The following is a 13,907-nucleotide window of genomic DNA, read 5'->3' as shown; positions in this document are numbered from 1 at the left end:
TATCCATCATTGTACTTTAAGATATTCTTTAATACCATCTACGATACCTTGTGCAACACGATTTTGGAAATCTTCGTTAAACAATTGTGATTCATCGCTACTGTTGCTCAAAAATCCGATTTCTAGCAGAACAGCAGGCATTTTTGTCTCTCTAGTAACATGAAGGTTTCCTGGTTTAACTTTACGGTCTTTTAGCCCCGTCGCTTTGACGAGATGTTTATGAATGATATTGGCAAGCTCAATGCTTGTCTCCCGTGTATAATATGTTTCTGTTCCATTCGGAGTGCTGGAAGTATTGCTGTTACCGTGGATCGATACAAAAATATCGGATTTCAGGTTGTTTGCTATCTTCGTCCGGTCGCTAAGGCTCATCGTTGAATCATCACTTCGAGTCATAACGACATCAATACTCTTCTCTTTCTTGAGGAGTTCTTCTACTTTCTTGGCAATCGAAAGATTCATCGTCTTCTCATATTTCCCGGTAACACTGAGTGCACCTGGTTGACCACCACCGTGGCCTGCATCGATAACTACAACTTTTTTACCGCTTGAACCGATATCAGGTGCCGGGTCCGTATCTGTCGCGTTAAGATCAACGAATATAAGGCCCGCATTTTCTGTAGAAACGGTGTAATTCTTAGCCGCTGTCAAATTAATAACAACCCGTACTGTAGATGGAGAATCGCTAAAAAGTGCATATCGAATCTGAGACACTTCCGGGTATCCCGTTACATTCAGTTCCCCACTGTTTTGGGTGTTTAGCGTATGTTCATATCCAAAGGATTCTGAAAATGCCGTATTTGGTAAATCAACGACAATACGATCTGGTCCGCTCAATTTAAATACGCTTGGCGTAACGGAGTCGCTTGTTGCGATCATCAACCGGTCCTCACTGAAGCTGATCCCATCCACCGTAGCTAGAGTCCCTGGTGTACCTGGCACGGAAGGAACATTAGGATCGATCGGTGTACCTGGTACCTCAGGATCCGGCTCGGATGGTGTCGCCGCGCCAGGATCAGTCATACTTCCATTCGAAGACAGGAATACAGCCTTCATCTGGTTGTCCCATTTTACGTCCATCCCCATCTGGCTGCTCACAAAACGGAGCGGCACCAGCGTGGTCTGGCCATTCAACACTGGCGTTATGTTCATGCTCACTTGTGATCCGTCAATTTCTGCTGTATTGCTACCAACGACCATCTTTACCGTTGTATTGCTGTTTTGTACCGTTACGGATTGGCTTGATTTTTCCCAATCCACCTTGAATCCTAAGTTTTCAGACACCACACGAATCGGTATTAAAATATTGTTATTTACGTTGGCCACCTTAACACCGGACGTCAAATTCAACTGCTCCCCGTCCAAAAATATCTTGGCACTACCCGAGGATGCATCCCCCACCTTTGGGAACGCTAGCAAGAAGACAACTAAAAACATCAGAAAGCCTAACTTCTTCATGAATCCACCTCTATTATCCTATGTATTCGCAAATGCAATTCAGCGTTCCGCTGCAGGCCGTTTTCGGACATATACCGACATTGTAATAAATCCGCCCAATCTAGAAGCTGTATATTACATCCATAATAACAGAAAAAACTTCCATTTCCTACACCGGAAATGGAAGTTTAATAATCTTGTAATCTTTTGTTGAAAGAATTGATAGATTAGGCGAACAAACGATCTCCATGTTCCTTCTCGTAAGCATCTATTTTGCTTTCATGCTGAAGCGTCAGACCAATATCATCCAATCCTTGAAGCAGAAACTGACGGCGATGCTCATCGAGATCGAAATCAATGCGCAGACCTTGCTCATCAGTAATGCTCTTATTCTCCAGATCCACGGTTAACTGATAGCCTTCCTTGGCAGTGGTGCGCTGGAACAGGTCTTCCACTTGCTCTTCAGAAAGTTTAATTGGCAGAATACCGTTTTTGAAACAGTTATTATAGAAAATATCAGCGAACGACGGTGCAATAACGACCCGAAATCCGTAATCCATAATTGCCCAAGGAGCATGTTCACGCGAAGATCCGCAGCCAAAATTAGCTCTGGAGATCAGTACGGAAGACCCCTGATAACGCGGCTGATTTAATGGGAAGCTGTCAATGACAGCCCCCTCTTCATCAAAACGCCATTCATAAAACAGAAACTGTCCGAATCCTGTCCGTTCAATACGCTTAAGAAACTGCTTTGGAATGATTGCATCCGTGTCAACGTTTACCCGATCCACAGGTCCAACGATACCGGTTAATTTAGTAAATGCTTGCATAGGTCTCTCCCCGTCCCTTCTTAGATTGCAGCTTCCTCGCTGACAAAATTCCAGTCACGCACATCGACAAACCGGCCTTTAACTGCTGCCGCAGCAGCCATGGCAGGCGATACGAGGTGCGTTCTGCCTCCTCGTCCCTGACGACCTTCAAAGTTACGGTTGGACGTGGATGCGCAGCGCTGTCCAGGTTTCAGCACATCCGGGTTCATCGCAAGACACATACTGCAGCCTGCTTCACGCCATTCAAATCCCGCTTCGACAAAGATTTTATCCAAACCTTCCTTCTCAGCCTGGATCTTAACACGTCCGGAACCAGGAACCACAATTGCCGTTACTTTCTCAGACACCTTATGTCCTTTCGCTACAGCCGCTGCTGCCCGAAGATCTTCAATACGTCCGTTTGTGCAAGAGCCAATAAAGACGTAGTCGATTGGAATTTCTGAAATAGGCGTTCCAGGTACGAGAGCCATATATTCAAGTGCTTTTTCAGCAGCTTTACGTTCATTTTCTGTTGCAAAATCAGCAGGATTTGGTACAGAAGACGAAATGTTTGTACCCATTCCCGGGCTCGTTCCCCAAGTTACCTGCGGAATCAAAGATTCCACATCAAATTCCAAAACGGTATCAAACTGAGCGCCTTCGTCAGTTACAAGATCTTTCCATGCTTCCACTCTGCTGTCAAAGTCCTCTCCCTGCGGCACATGCTGACGTCCACGGAGATAATCAAAAGTCGTCTCGTCCGGTGCGATCATACCCGCTCGAGCACCGCCCTCGATGGACATGTTACATACCGTCATACGTTCTTCCATCGTTAATTCACGAATTGCTTCACCTGTATACTCAATCACATATCCTGTAGCGAAATCTGTACCATACTTAGCAATAACACCAAGAATCATATCTTTCGCCGTGACACCAGGATTGCGCTTACCTACAAAGCGAACTTCCATCGTCTTCGCCTTGGCCTGCTGCAAACATTGTGTAGCCATGACGTGCTCAACCTCACTGGTACCAATACCGAATGCGAGAGCGCCAAACGCGCCGTGTGTAGAGGTATGGCTATCACCGCACACAATCGTTTTACCAGGATGCGTCAAGCCGAGTTCAGGACCCATTACGTGAACTACACCTTGATCAATCGTATCCAGATCATACAGCGTCACACCAAAATCACGGCAGTTCTGTGTCAGTGTATCAATCTGCTGTTTGGAGATTGGATCAGTAATGTTGTAACGGTCTTTCGTCGGAACGTTATGGTCCATCGTCGCAAACGTCAACTCAGGACGACGCACCTTGCGTCCACTAAGACGAAGCCCTTCAAAAGCCTGCGGCGAGGTCACTTCGTGAACCAAATGCAGATCGATATACAATATACCGGGCTTACCCTCTTCCTGATGAATGACGTGGTTATCCCAAATTTTTTCGAACATCGTCTTTTTACTCATCATAATCACCCCATTAATTCATTCGGTCAAAGTGAAAAGAAAGATATTACCTTCCCTTTCGATTGATAGTACTATATCATCTCCCGCTTCATTGTTCCAAGATATAAAATCTATAAAAGCAATAGGTATCAACTATAAGTGCGTGTTCAAAAAGGTCGGTTTTCAGCACCGAAGCTTATGCTTCCGATGTGCGTTTTTTCAAACGCTTCAGTTGGATGAAGCTAGGGACTGAGGAGCGGAGCTACACGTTTTCGTAGAAAACGTCTTCGGAAGCATCATACGTTTTGGGTACGTGAGCACCTAAGATGTTTCTGGAGGAAACATACTTCGTAAGCATATGCTAGGACCGGCTGAATTCAAGATTCGATGCCGAGCCCACTTCCTGATTCACTTCGTGATCAAAAGCGGACTTTTTGAACAACCTCTATAAGTGCTTAATCTTTCAAAAAAGGGAATAAACCTATATAATACAGTTATAATAATAGGAAACGCCTATAAACGGAGTGATACGAATGGAATTTAGACAGCTACAATATACTTTACAGATCGCTGCAGATAAAAACTTTTCAAGGGCCGCCGAGAAGCTGCACATTGCCCAACCTTCACTTAGCCAGCAGTTATCCAAGCTGGAAAAGGAGCTCGGTGTCCTGCTGTTTCAGCGCAATACAAGCACGGTCGAGCTTACCCATGCAGGTGCAAGCTTTGTGGAGCACGCACAAAAAATAATGGATGCCGTTGAGCAACTCCGTCAGGAGATGTCCGATATTTCACAGCTCCGTAAAGGTAAAGTCGTTGTTGGCAGTATGCCGATTACCGGTTCTCACTTGCTGCCCAGGGTGCTTCCGGCATTTAAAGAATCATATCCTGATATTGAGATTACATTAATGGAAGATTCCTCTTTAAATTTGGAGAAGTTAACGGCCAGCGGTAAAGCCGATCTCAGTCTGTTGTCCCTTCCGCTTGTCGAACCATCTCTTTCCTGGGTTCCCTTGGGTGAGGAGAGGATAGATTTGGCTGTGCCTCCACAGCACCACCTCGCACTTCGCGCACAACACCATCCTGCTGAACCTATTTCTCTGCAGGAACTGAGAGATGAGGCATTTATCGTTTTGAAAAAAGGACAAGGATTTCGCAAGCTTACATTCGACCTGTGCCGGGAAGCCGGTTTTGAACCAAACGTCGTTTTTGAGAGCAGCAACATCGAGACGATCCAATCTCTTGTAGCGACAGGCATGGGTGTTACTCTCGTTCCGCATTTTATCGCGCGGGCAAAGCGAAGCGAGTTTATTCCTGTGTTTTTGCCCCTGGCGGAACCGGTTCCGAGCCGTACTTTGGTTGTTGCCTACCGCAACGGACGTTATTTGTCCAAAGCCGCTGAAGCCTTCATCCAAACCTTCAAAGAGGTTATGGATGTGCTTGCATCTGAAGGAGTAAAAGATAAACTGTAACATGAATAATTAAGAACCATACTTGACCATAACAAAGGAGGCTGCTTCGCATATCCCGTGCGGAGCAGCCTCTTTTTGGTACACCGATTATTTACGTAAGTTATGCTGATCGATCAACCGATTCTGCTGATCCGTATTATGGGACGTATCCTGATTCACAGCATCAAACCTGTTGTTTTCACCCGTCACACTCTCTACAAAATTACGAAACTGATCTTTTTGCTCTTTCAAATGATCTTGGTCTCTGTTGTTGGTTTCGTTATTATCTGCCATATTTCAACCTCCTTTAAAGGAATTACCAGTAGTATACCCGCTCATCAGGAGATGAAACCGAAATTTTATCATTTTTATACGTACAAATTAGGTCTCCGATCTTCGAAAACAGGAATCCGCTGACGTACGGTATCCGTGAGTGAGCTATCGAGGTTTCCAGTAATAATAGCTTCTTCCTCCCCTCCTTCGGCGACAATCTCTCCCCAAGGATCGATAATCATCGAATGACCGAAAAAGGATGTATCTCCGCTAATGCCTACTCGATTACACGCAACCACATACATCTGGTTTTCAATAGCTCTGGCCGTCAAAAGGGTTCTCCAATGATTTAAACGTGGGTGTGGCCACTCTGCTGGGACGAACAGCACCTTGGCACCAGCCAAAGCAAGACCTCGGGCAAGCTCTGGAAAACGGATATCATAACAAATGGAAGCTCCCGCTTTAAGTCCCTCTTCCAGCTCAAACGTTACGGCTTGATCCCCTGCATGGAGATGTTTTTCTTCATCCATCAGACGAAACAGATGCATTTTGGAGTAACTCGCAACTTGGTTCCCTTGCCGGTTGAATATGTACATCGTGTTATAAATACGTTCACCGATTTTTTCTGCAACTGAACCGCCGACAATCTGAACCTGATGTTCACGGGCAAAAGCGCTCAGACTATCCTTCGTTTCACGCCCGTCCTGATCGGCAAGCTCATGAATCCGATCAAGAGCATAACCCGTATTCCACATTTCCGGAAGAACGATAATATCAGGTTTCGGGTTAACGCCCACCGCTTTTTCCATCAGATCAAAGATCCGTTTCCGGTTACCTACGGGATCACCCAATTCTATATAAGACTGAATAAGCGCAATATTCATAATGACTTTTCCCCTTTCAGATTCATGTTATACTGCTGCCTTCATTGTGATTTGTAGTCATCATAGCCTCGGGCGCTATCAATTTCAATACCAATAGCCGAAATCCCTCTATACAGCCCGGATAAATCATGTTAAATTATTTCTAAATTCTAACGGATTATTATTCATGAACACATCCCGCACATACACATTCAGAACCGGAGTGATCTAACTATGGCCAAGACGAAAGAGCCTTTTCAAATACAACCTGCTTCAATCATGTCCAAGCTGCCGACACAATTTTTCGCCACACTTGTATCCAACGTCAACCGGCAGGTCGCACTAGGCCACGATGTTATTAATTTGGGCCAAGGCAACCCCGATCTGCCGACACCTTCTCATATCGTCAACAAGTTGAAGGAATCCGCTGAGAATCCGCTGTATCATAAATATTCTCCGTTCACTGGCTATTCTTTTTTGAAAGAAGCCATAGCCAAACGGTATAAAGAAGATTATAACGTAGACCTGGACCCGGAAAGTGAAGTCGCGATCTTGTTCGGCGGGAAGACCGGTCTTGTTCAGCTTCCTCAAATATTACTTAACCCCGGTGATCTATGTCTCGTTCCGGACCCAGGATATCCGGATTATTGGTCAGGCGTCGCATTGGCCCAAGCCAAAATGAGCTTCATGCCGCTTACCGCAGAGAATAACTTTTTGCCTGATTACAACTCAATATCCCCGTCCGACAGGGAGAAAGCGAAGCTGATGTTCCTAAACTATCCGAACAACCCTACTTCGGCAACAGCCCCACTCTCTTTCTATGAAGAAACCGTTCAATTCGCGGCTGAGCATGGAATTGTAGTTGCAAGCGACTTCGCCTATGGTGCAATCGGCTTTGACGGCGAGCGGCCGATCAGCTTCCTCCAAACGCCCGGCGCGAAGGAAGTTGGTCTTGAGTTCTACACCTTGTCCAAGACGTATAATATGGCTGGATGGCGTGTCGGGTTTGCGCTCGGAAACGCGAAGCTCATATCCCTGATTAACCAGCTGCAGGACCATATTTACGTAAGTCTCTTTGGCGGAATTCAAGCTGCGGCAGCGGAAGCGCTGACGGCGCCTCAAAATTGTGTGGATGATCTAGTTCGTCAATACCAGTCCCGGCGGGACGCATTTTTTGATGCTCTTTCAGACATCGGTTGGAACGCGGAGAAACCTGCGGGCTCCTTTTTCAGCTGGCTTCCCGTACCTGAAGGATTCACTTCCGTTTCTTTCTCCAATCTGTTGCTGGAAAAAGCGCATGTCGCGGTTGCTCCCGGAATCGGGTTCGGTACGTATGGAGAAGGTTACGTTCGGATTGGACTCTTGAGCAGCGAAGACCGCTTACGTGAAGCTGCAGAACGAATCGGAAAGCTAGGATTGTTCCGGTAGGGTTTTTCTTTGAAATCAATGGATGCTTGTGGTATTCTTGCAAGTAGTATAAGAACACGATAAATAAACGTGATGACGGGACCAGTAAGAAAGACAATGACGCGATAAGAGAGCAAATTCCGTAGGCTGTGAGAATTTGCCGTGGCATCTTTCCGAATCCTACCCCCGAGCGGCTTGCCCTAACAGGCTGGACAGTGCCTTCTGTTACAAGGCTCAAGCCGGATGAGAATTTTTCATCAATAAAGGTGGTACCGCGGAAGTGAAACTTTCGTCCTTTACATTAAAGGATGAAAGTTTTTTTATTTAAATATAAGAAAGTATAGGTTTTATAATTGACTTTTAACAGAGGAAGTGATAGCGATGCCGTCACGCATCGTCGTAAAAATCGGAAGCAGCTCATTAACGAGTGACGAGGGTGGTTTAAATCTGGAAGCCATCAACTTTTTTGCCGGGGAGCTAGCCGCCCTCCGCGAAGCAGGGCACGAAGTACTGCTCGTGACTTCTGGAGCGGTTGCCGCAGGTTTCCGCAAGATCGGTTATCCGATCCGCCCGCGGCTACTGCATGAGAAGCAAGCCGCTGCCGCTGTCGGCCAGTCCCTGCTTATGCGTTCATATCAGAATGCTTTTGGAGCCCGGGGGTTGATCGCAGCGCAAATCTTATTGACGCGGACCGATTTTGCCAACCGAAAACGGATGAATAATGCCAGCATGACGATCGATGAACTGCTGAAGCAAGGTGTCATTCCCGTGATCAATGAGAACGACACCGTTTCAATTGACGAACTCAAGTTCGGCGACAACGATACGCTGTCTGCCCTTGTTGCGAATCTGGTCCGGGCGCGTCAGTTGATTATTTTGACCGACATGGATGGGCTGTACACAGCCGATCCGCGTAAGTCACCTGAAGCCGTGCGTTTTGAAGAGGTAGAAGAAATTACCGATGAGATATACACTCTCGCTGGTGGTGCTGGATCAAGTGTGGGGACAGGGGGCATGAGATCCAAGATTGATGCAGCCAAAATTGCCACACGCGGCGGAGTTCCTGTCTTTATCGGTAAAGCAAACGAATTCGGAGATTTGATGACCGCATTGGAAGGCAAAGGTAAGGGCACGTATTTCGCCACCCACCTCTCCTCCCTGCCGATGAAGAAGCAATGGCTCGGATTTATGTCTTCTCCGATAGGACGGATTGTTGTGGACGACGGTGCACAAGAGGCGCTGCTCCACGGCGGCCACAGTCTGCTGCCCGTCGGCGTCAAGCGAGTGGAAGGCAGCTTCCATGCCGGAGACGTTGTTGAAGTCATTAACAGCAGCAATGAAAGGCTTGGACGAGGAATTGTCAATTATGACGAAGATCAGCTACAGACCATTCTCGGTCTGCCAAGCGGAGACGTTATTTCCGCAATCGGTGAGGTACACCGGCTTGAGGTTATTCACCGCGATGAATGGATTACGTTAAAATAAAATATTGAAGGAGGAAGAAACCATGAGTGAAGTAAGAAGTAAAGCAGGACTTGCCAAAAGTGTGTCCTCCATACTGAATAAACTGAACACAACCCAGAAAAACGAGGCTTTGTTAGCTATGGCTGATGCGCTTGTCAGCCGATCGGCGGATATCATTGAAGCCAACGCTGAAGATCTCCGCCGCGGTAAAGAGCAAGGAACTTCCCCTTCCCTGCTGGACCGTTTGGCCTTGAATAAATCCCGGATTGAGGACATTGCCGAAGGGCTGCGTCAGATCGTTAAGCTACCAGACCCGGTCGGAGATACACTTGAAGTCATTGAACGCCCGAACGGACTAAACATTACCAAAATTCGCGTTCCGCTCGGTGTAATTGGTATCATATATGAAGCACGTCCCAACGTAACCGTTGATGCGGCTGGCTTGTGCCTCAAAACCGGTAATGCCGTTGTTCTGCGCGGCGGTTCCTCCGCCCTCTCCTCCAACCGCAAAATCGTTGAGGTGCTTCACGAAGCTATGACACATACCGCTCTTCCCAAAGATGCATTGCAGCTCATCGAGGATCCGAACCGATCTTCCGTTGACGAGATGCTGAAATTGAATGGACTGCTCGATGTCATTATCCCTCGCGGTGGCAGCTCGCTTATTCAAAATGTCGTTATGAATGCGACTGTACCGGTCATTGAAACAGGAGCAGGCATCTGTCATACGTTTATCGATGCATCCGCCGATCCTGCTATAGCAGAAGCCATCTGTATCAACGCCAAAGTACAGCGTCCTTCCGTATGCAATTCGATGGAAACGTTGCTTCTTCATAAGAATTTTGCCGAGTCACATTTGGAAGAGCTCGCGGTGAAGTTCCGGGAATCCGGTGTGGAGCTTAGAGGCTGTGAGGAAACTAAAAAGCTAGTTTCATGGGTGATTCAAGCTTCGTCAGCGGATTATGCAACGGAGTACAATGATTATATACTTAACGTCAAGCTTGTAAACAATCTGGACGATGCCATGGATCATATTGCTGCCTATGGAACGAAGCATTCGGAATGTATCGTTACCGAGTCACAGGACAATGCTGAACGCTTTTTGCAGGGTGTGGATGCTGCAGCCGTGTATCACAATGCCTCAACCCGTTTTACTGACGGTTTCGAATTCGGTTTCGGAGCTGAAATCGGCATCAGTACGCAAAAGCTCCACGCCCGCGGTCCTATGGGGCTCCCATCTCTCACGTCCACCAAATATGTCATTCATGGCAATGGTCAAATCCGACAATAAAATCCAAGAAGGAGGAACAACTTATGTGTCAATCTCCCCAGAATCGGCCTTTGATTGAAAAGGCAATCACCTTCTACGGTGCAGGATCCATGGCTGAAGCCATTGTGCGCGGTCTCGCGAGCCGTTCAGTTATGCGTCCAGAGGACATTACCATGCTGAATCGAAGCAACTCTTTACGCTTGCAGGAGCTGCAGGATCGATATGGTGTGAAAGTCAGCAATGATGCTCAGGAGAAATTAGAAATACTGAAAACTTCCCCAGTTATCGTGCTTGCTATGAAACCCAAAGACGCTGCTAAGGCTTTGAAAGAACTCGGACCGATTCTGTCCGACGACCAACTGCTCGTCTCCGTCATTGCAGGACTATCCATCCAGACCACTCAAAATCTTCTTGGCAAAAAGCAGCCGATCGCACGTACCATGCCGAACACCTCCAGTTCTATTGGAATGGGTTCTACCGGTATTTCCTTCTCAAAGGAAATCGATGATCATACACGGCAGCTTGTATTGACCTTGTTCGAAGCAGTCGGAGATGTCACTGTTATTGAAGAGGAGAAGATGGATATTCTGACCGGCATTTCCGGAAGCGGTCCGGCTTACTTCTACTATCTGATGGAAGCGATGACTGCCGCCGGCATCCGGGGTGGTCTCACAGCCGATCAGAGCAGAGAGCTTACGCTGCAGACCATTATGGGTGCTGCCCGTATGGTGCAGGTTACCGGAGAACATCCTTCTGCATTGCGGGCCAAGATAACATCGCCAAACGGATCAACGCAAGCAGCACTTGAAAGACTTGATCAAGGGGACTTTTTTGAAACGGTCATCTCTGCTGTAAACCGTTGTGCCGAACGCTCCCGTGAAATGGGTGCTGTTCTGAAAGGACAAATCTCATGAGCCGATGCATAGCGACATACCGTATCCATGACGACCATGCCGATTTCCGCAAAAAAGCTGAGTCGATTGCCGTCGGTATGACCGTCGGCAGCTGGACGGAGCTACCGCAGGCCAAACGGGAGTCTCTGAAAAAACATCTGGGTGAAGTTTATGCTGTTGAGATTCATGAATCTCAACACGGCCAGCCTGGAGGCAGATATGCTGATATCCGAATCGCTTACCCTGACATCAACTTTAGGCGGGATATCCCTGCTCTCTTAGTAACGGTGTTCGGCAAAATATCGATGGATGGGCGAATTAAGCTCATGTCGCTTGATCTGTCCGACGATTTTCTTACTGGTTTCCCAGGTCCAAAGTTCGGCATTGAGGGTGTCCGTCAACAGCTCGGTGTATTTGACCGCCCACTTCTTATGAGCATTTTCAAATCCGTCATCGGATTAAATGCGGACGAGCTGAGAGAACAGTTTATTCGCCAGGCACGCGGAGGCGTAGACCTGATCAAGGACGATGAGATTTTGTTTGAAAATGAACTCACGCCGATTGCCACCCGGGTGAAACTGTGCATGCAGGCTGCTGCCGAAACGGAACTGGAGACTGGCAAGAAACTTCTGTATGCAGCCAATCTGACCGGACGCACTTCCGGCCTTCGGGAGCAGGCACTGCGGGCGATTGACGCAGGTGCGAATGCACTGCTCTTCAATGTGCTCTCTTATGGTTACGATGTCCTTCAGGAGCTCAGCTCAGATCCGGAGATCAGCGTACCGATCGCCGCTCACCCCGCACTGGCTGGTGCTCTTTATCCATCACCACACTACGGAATAGCTGCGCCAGTATTGCTTGGTCAATTGATGCGTCTTGCGGGAGCAGATTTGGTACTCTTCCCATCCCCTTACGGATCTGTCACGATGCCCCGTGATGAGAACCTCGCAATCCGGGATGAGCTGCACAAGGCGGATATGGGAGTCAAGCGCAGTATGCCGGTCCCATCTGCCGGAATTCACCCTGGTCTTGTTCCCAAGATCATCCGTGACTTCGGTTTGGATGTGGTGGTCAACGCTGGTGGAGGTATCCACGGTCATCCGATGGGGACTGAGGCGGGTGGCCGTGCTTTTGTACAAGCTATTCAAGCGGCCATAGACCGGACACCGCTTACCGATTATGCTGCAGCACATCCAGAATTGAAAGCTGCACTTGAACTATGGGGAGGAGAAGCATGACATCAGGAAAAAAACCGATCATTTTTTGCGATTTTGACGGAACGATAACGGCCAACGACAATATCGTTGCGATTATGAAGCATTTTAAGCCGGAGGGCTACAAGGCAGTCATGGAAGCCGTACTGGACCGGAGCATTTCCATCCGGGAAGGCGTTGGCCGCATGTTCGCTTTGTTCCCATCCTCCCGCAAAGCTGAAATTATCTCATACGTACTGGATCAAGCAATCATTCGGGAAGGGTTTAGTGAATTTCTAGACTACCTGAAATCAGAGAACATTCCGTTTTATGTTACCAGCGGCGGCATCGATTTTTTTGTTGATCCACTGCTTGAGCCATTCGGTATTCCAGAGGAGAATGTCTATTGCAATGGTGCTGATTTTGAAGGTGAGCATATCGAGATAACATGGCCTCATCCTTGTCAGGAACCGTGTGTCAATAACTGTGGTATGTGCAAGGTGACCGTGATGAACGACTTCCCTGCCGAGACCTACACCCGAGTTTTGATCGGGGACAGCATTACAGACTTTGAAGGGGCAAAACAGGCTGACCTTGTCTACTCCAGATCAACCCTTACGGAGCGGTGTAAGGAGCTTGGTGTGAATCACGTTCCTTTTGAAACTTTTACCGAAATCATTGAGGACATGAAACTTAAAAGACGCCAGGGGGTGCTGTAAATGAACTTTTCAGAAATTAAATTGGAGCAAAAACAAGCAGCGCTAAGCGAGCTTCGTGACGTCAAAGAGCTGTTCGCGTCTCGCGGCTGGTTCCCTGGCACAAGCGGTAATCTTTCCGTTCGGGTTGGGGACTACCTACCTGAGCAGTTCCATTTTGCTGTAACAGCCAGCGGCAAGGACAAATCTGTACATACACCGGAGGATTACCTGTTCGTTGATCAAGACGGACGTCCTTGTGAGACAACCGGTTTGAAACCGAGCGCCGAGACACTCATTCACTGTGAGATCTATCGTAAAACCGGGTGCGGAGCTATTTTCCATGTACATACGGTCGATAATAACTTGATCAGCGATTGGTATGGTGAGCAGGGTTACGTCCCCGCTCAAGGGATCGAATTGATTAAAGCTTTTAATATTTGGGAAGAAGATGCGGCCATCCGTATTCCGATCCTCCCGAACTATGCGGATATTCCTAAAATCGCTGAGCTTGTTCCCGAAGCGCTTGATCCTGCCATTCCTGGCATCCTGCTCCGGAATCACGGCATTTACGCCTGGGGACAAAATGCATTTGAAGCCAAACGCCATCTGGAAGCCTTTGAATTTATTTTTGAGTACACGTATCGGCGTCTGCTTCTGAATGGGGCTCAAGCTGCGCCTTCAGCATTGTAATAACTATTGCACCTATA

13 protein-coding genes and 1 other annotated feature are annotated in these 13,907 nt (G+C 47.6%); of the genes, 8 read left to right on the top strand and 5 right to left on the bottom strand.

Features of this window, described 5'->3' with window-relative positions:
- Positions 1-6: 6 nt before the first annotated feature.
- The 3 genes from MNQ98_RS11505 to leuC all read right to left on the bottom strand — a co-directional run bounded on the left by MNQ98_RS11505 (position 7) and on the right by leuC (position 3,712).
- Positions 7-1,458, bottom strand: a complete 1,452-nt coding sequence (locus MNQ98_RS11505) for an N-acetylmuramoyl-L-alanine amidase family protein (protein WP_241933286.1) — start codon at positions 1,456-1,458, stop codon at positions 7-9.
- Positions 1,459-1,664: 206 nt separating this feature from the next.
- On the bottom strand, positions 1,665-2,267 hold the full coding sequence (gene leuD / locus MNQ98_RS11500) for a 3-isopropylmalate dehydratase small subunit (RefSeq protein WP_241933285.1): 603 nt from the start codon (positions 2,265-2,267) through the stop codon (positions 1,665-1,667).
- Between the two features lie 20 nt (positions 2,268-2,287).
- Entirely contained in the window at positions 2,288-3,712 is a 1,425-nt protein-coding gene (gene leuC / locus MNQ98_RS11495; RefSeq protein WP_241933904.1) for a 3-isopropylmalate dehydratase large subunit, read from the bottom strand.
- A 512-nt stretch (positions 3,713-4,224) separates the two neighbouring features.
- Between leuC and MNQ98_RS11490 the strand changes: the two genes are divergently transcribed.
- A complete protein-coding gene (locus MNQ98_RS11490) occupies positions 4,225-5,160 on the top strand; it encodes a LysR family transcriptional regulator (protein ID WP_241933284.1) in 936 nt (311 codons plus the stop codon).
- An 87-nt stretch (positions 5,161-5,247) separates the two neighbouring features.
- Here the strand turns inward: MNQ98_RS11490 and MNQ98_RS11485 are convergent, their stop codons facing one another.
- Together MNQ98_RS11485 and MNQ98_RS11480 are read right to left on the bottom strand one after the other, a co-directional pair.
- Complete coding sequence (locus tag MNQ98_RS11485; protein WP_241933283.1) at positions 5,248-5,433, bottom strand: hypothetical protein; 186 nt, start codon at positions 5,431-5,433, stop codon at positions 5,248-5,250.
- Positions 5,434-5,507: 74 nt separating this feature from the next.
- The gene (locus MNQ98_RS11480; RefSeq protein WP_241933282.1) at positions 5,508-6,296 is read right to left on the bottom strand and encodes a carbon-nitrogen family hydrolase; all 789 of its coding nucleotides are present in this window, start codon (positions 6,294-6,296) and stop codon (positions 5,508-5,510) included.
- A gap of 213 nt (positions 6,297-6,509) precedes the next feature.
- Between MNQ98_RS11480 and MNQ98_RS11475 the strand changes: the two genes are divergently transcribed.
- From MNQ98_RS11475 to MNQ98_RS11445, 7 genes are all read left to right on the top strand, one after another.
- Positions 6,510-7,703: a pyridoxal phosphate-dependent aminotransferase gene (locus MNQ98_RS11475; protein WP_241933281.1), complete on the top strand. Its 1,194-nt coding sequence runs from the start codon at positions 6,510-6,512 to the stop codon at positions 7,701-7,703.
- Positions 7,704-7,766: 63 nt separating this feature from the next.
- Positions 7,767-7,982 (top strand) — a binding site (T-box leader).
- 81 nt (positions 7,983-8,063) lie between these two features.
- Positions 8,064-9,167, top strand: coding sequence for a glutamate 5-kinase (gene proB / locus MNQ98_RS11470; RefSeq protein ID WP_241933280.1), 1,104 nt, complete (start codon positions 8,064-8,066; stop codon positions 9,165-9,167).
- 22 nt (positions 9,168-9,189) lie between these two features.
- Complete coding sequence (locus MNQ98_RS11465) at positions 9,190-10,437, top strand: glutamate-5-semialdehyde dehydrogenase (RefSeq protein ID WP_241933279.1); 1,248 nt, start codon at positions 9,190-9,192, stop codon at positions 10,435-10,437.
- A 23-nt stretch (positions 10,438-10,460) separates the two neighbouring features.
- Positions 10,461-11,330 (top strand): pyrroline-5-carboxylate reductase, encoded by an 870-nt coding sequence (gene proC, locus MNQ98_RS11460; protein WP_241933278.1) that lies wholly within the window; start codon positions 10,461-10,463, stop codon positions 11,328-11,330.
- Positions 11,327-12,547 carry a 2,3-diketo-5-methylthiopentyl-1-phosphate enolase gene (locus MNQ98_RS11455; RefSeq protein ID WP_241933277.1) on the top strand — a complete coding sequence of 407 codons (1,221 nt, stop codon included), beginning with the start codon at positions 11,327-11,329 and terminating at the stop codon, positions 12,545-12,547. The genes proC and MNQ98_RS11455 overlap by 4 nt, the downstream gene beginning before the upstream one ends.
- The gene (locus tag MNQ98_RS11450; RefSeq protein ID WP_241933276.1) at positions 12,544-13,221 is read left to right on the top strand and encodes a 2-hydroxy-3-keto-5-methylthiopentenyl-1-phosphate phosphatase; all 678 of its coding nucleotides are present in this window, start codon (positions 12,544-12,546) and stop codon (positions 13,219-13,221) included. Before MNQ98_RS11455 ends, MNQ98_RS11450 begins: the two co-directional genes overlap by 4 nt.
- Entirely contained in the window at positions 13,222-13,890 is a 669-nt protein-coding gene (locus MNQ98_RS11445; protein WP_241933275.1) for a methylthioribulose 1-phosphate dehydratase, read from the top strand. It abuts the gene before it with no gap.
- Positions 13,891-13,907: the final 17 nt, after the last annotated feature.

It is taken from the genome of Paenibacillus sp. N3/727 (genome assembly GCF_022637315.1).
Lineage (GTDB): Bacteria > Bacillota > Bacilli > Paenibacillales > Paenibacillaceae > Paenibacillus_AQ > Paenibacillus_AQ uliginis.
Note: the sequence above shows the minus strand (reverse complement) of the source record. Positions and strands in the feature narration are given on the sequence as shown.

Coding starts and splice junctions, on each gene's coding strand:
- proC (WP_241933278.1), top strand. CDS start 10,461: ATGTGTCAATCTCCCCAGAATCGGCCTTTGATTGAAAAGGCAATCACC.
- MNQ98_RS11445 (WP_241933275.1), top strand. CDS start 13,222: ATGAACTTTTCAGAAATTAAATTGGAGCAAAAACAAGCAGCGCTAAGC.
- leuC (WP_241933904.1), bottom strand. CDS start 3,712: ATGAGTAAAAAGACGATGTTCGAAAAAATTTGGGATAACCACGTCATT.
- MNQ98_RS11480 (WP_241933282.1), bottom strand. CDS start 6,296: ATGAATATTGCGCTTATTCAGTCTTATATAGAATTGGGTGATCCCGTA.
- MNQ98_RS11450 (WP_241933276.1), top strand. CDS start 12,544: ATGACATCAGGAAAAAAACCGATCATTTTTTGCGATTTTGACGGAACG.
- MNQ98_RS11505 (WP_241933286.1), bottom strand. CDS start 1,458: ATGAAGAAGTTAGGCTTTCTGATGTTTTTAGTTGTCTTCTTGCTAGCG.
- MNQ98_RS11465 (WP_241933279.1), top strand. CDS start 9,190: ATGAGTGAAGTAAGAAGTAAAGCAGGACTTGCCAAAAGTGTGTCCTCC.
- proB (WP_241933280.1), top strand. CDS start 8,064: ATGCCGTCACGCATCGTCGTAAAAATCGGAAGCAGCTCATTAACGAGT.
- leuD (WP_241933285.1), bottom strand. CDS start 2,267: ATGCAAGCATTTACTAAATTAACCGGTATCGTTGGACCTGTGGATCGG.
- MNQ98_RS11455 (WP_241933277.1), top strand. CDS start 11,327: ATGAGCCGATGCATAGCGACATACCGTATCCATGACGACCATGCCGAT.
- MNQ98_RS11485 (WP_241933283.1), bottom strand. CDS start 5,433: ATGGCAGATAATAACGAAACCAACAACAGAGACCAAGATCATTTGAAA.
- MNQ98_RS11490 (WP_241933284.1), top strand. CDS start 4,225: ATGGAATTTAGACAGCTACAATATACTTTACAGATCGCTGCAGATAAA.
- MNQ98_RS11475 (WP_241933281.1), top strand. CDS start 6,510: ATGGCCAAGACGAAAGAGCCTTTTCAAATACAACCTGCTTCAATCATG.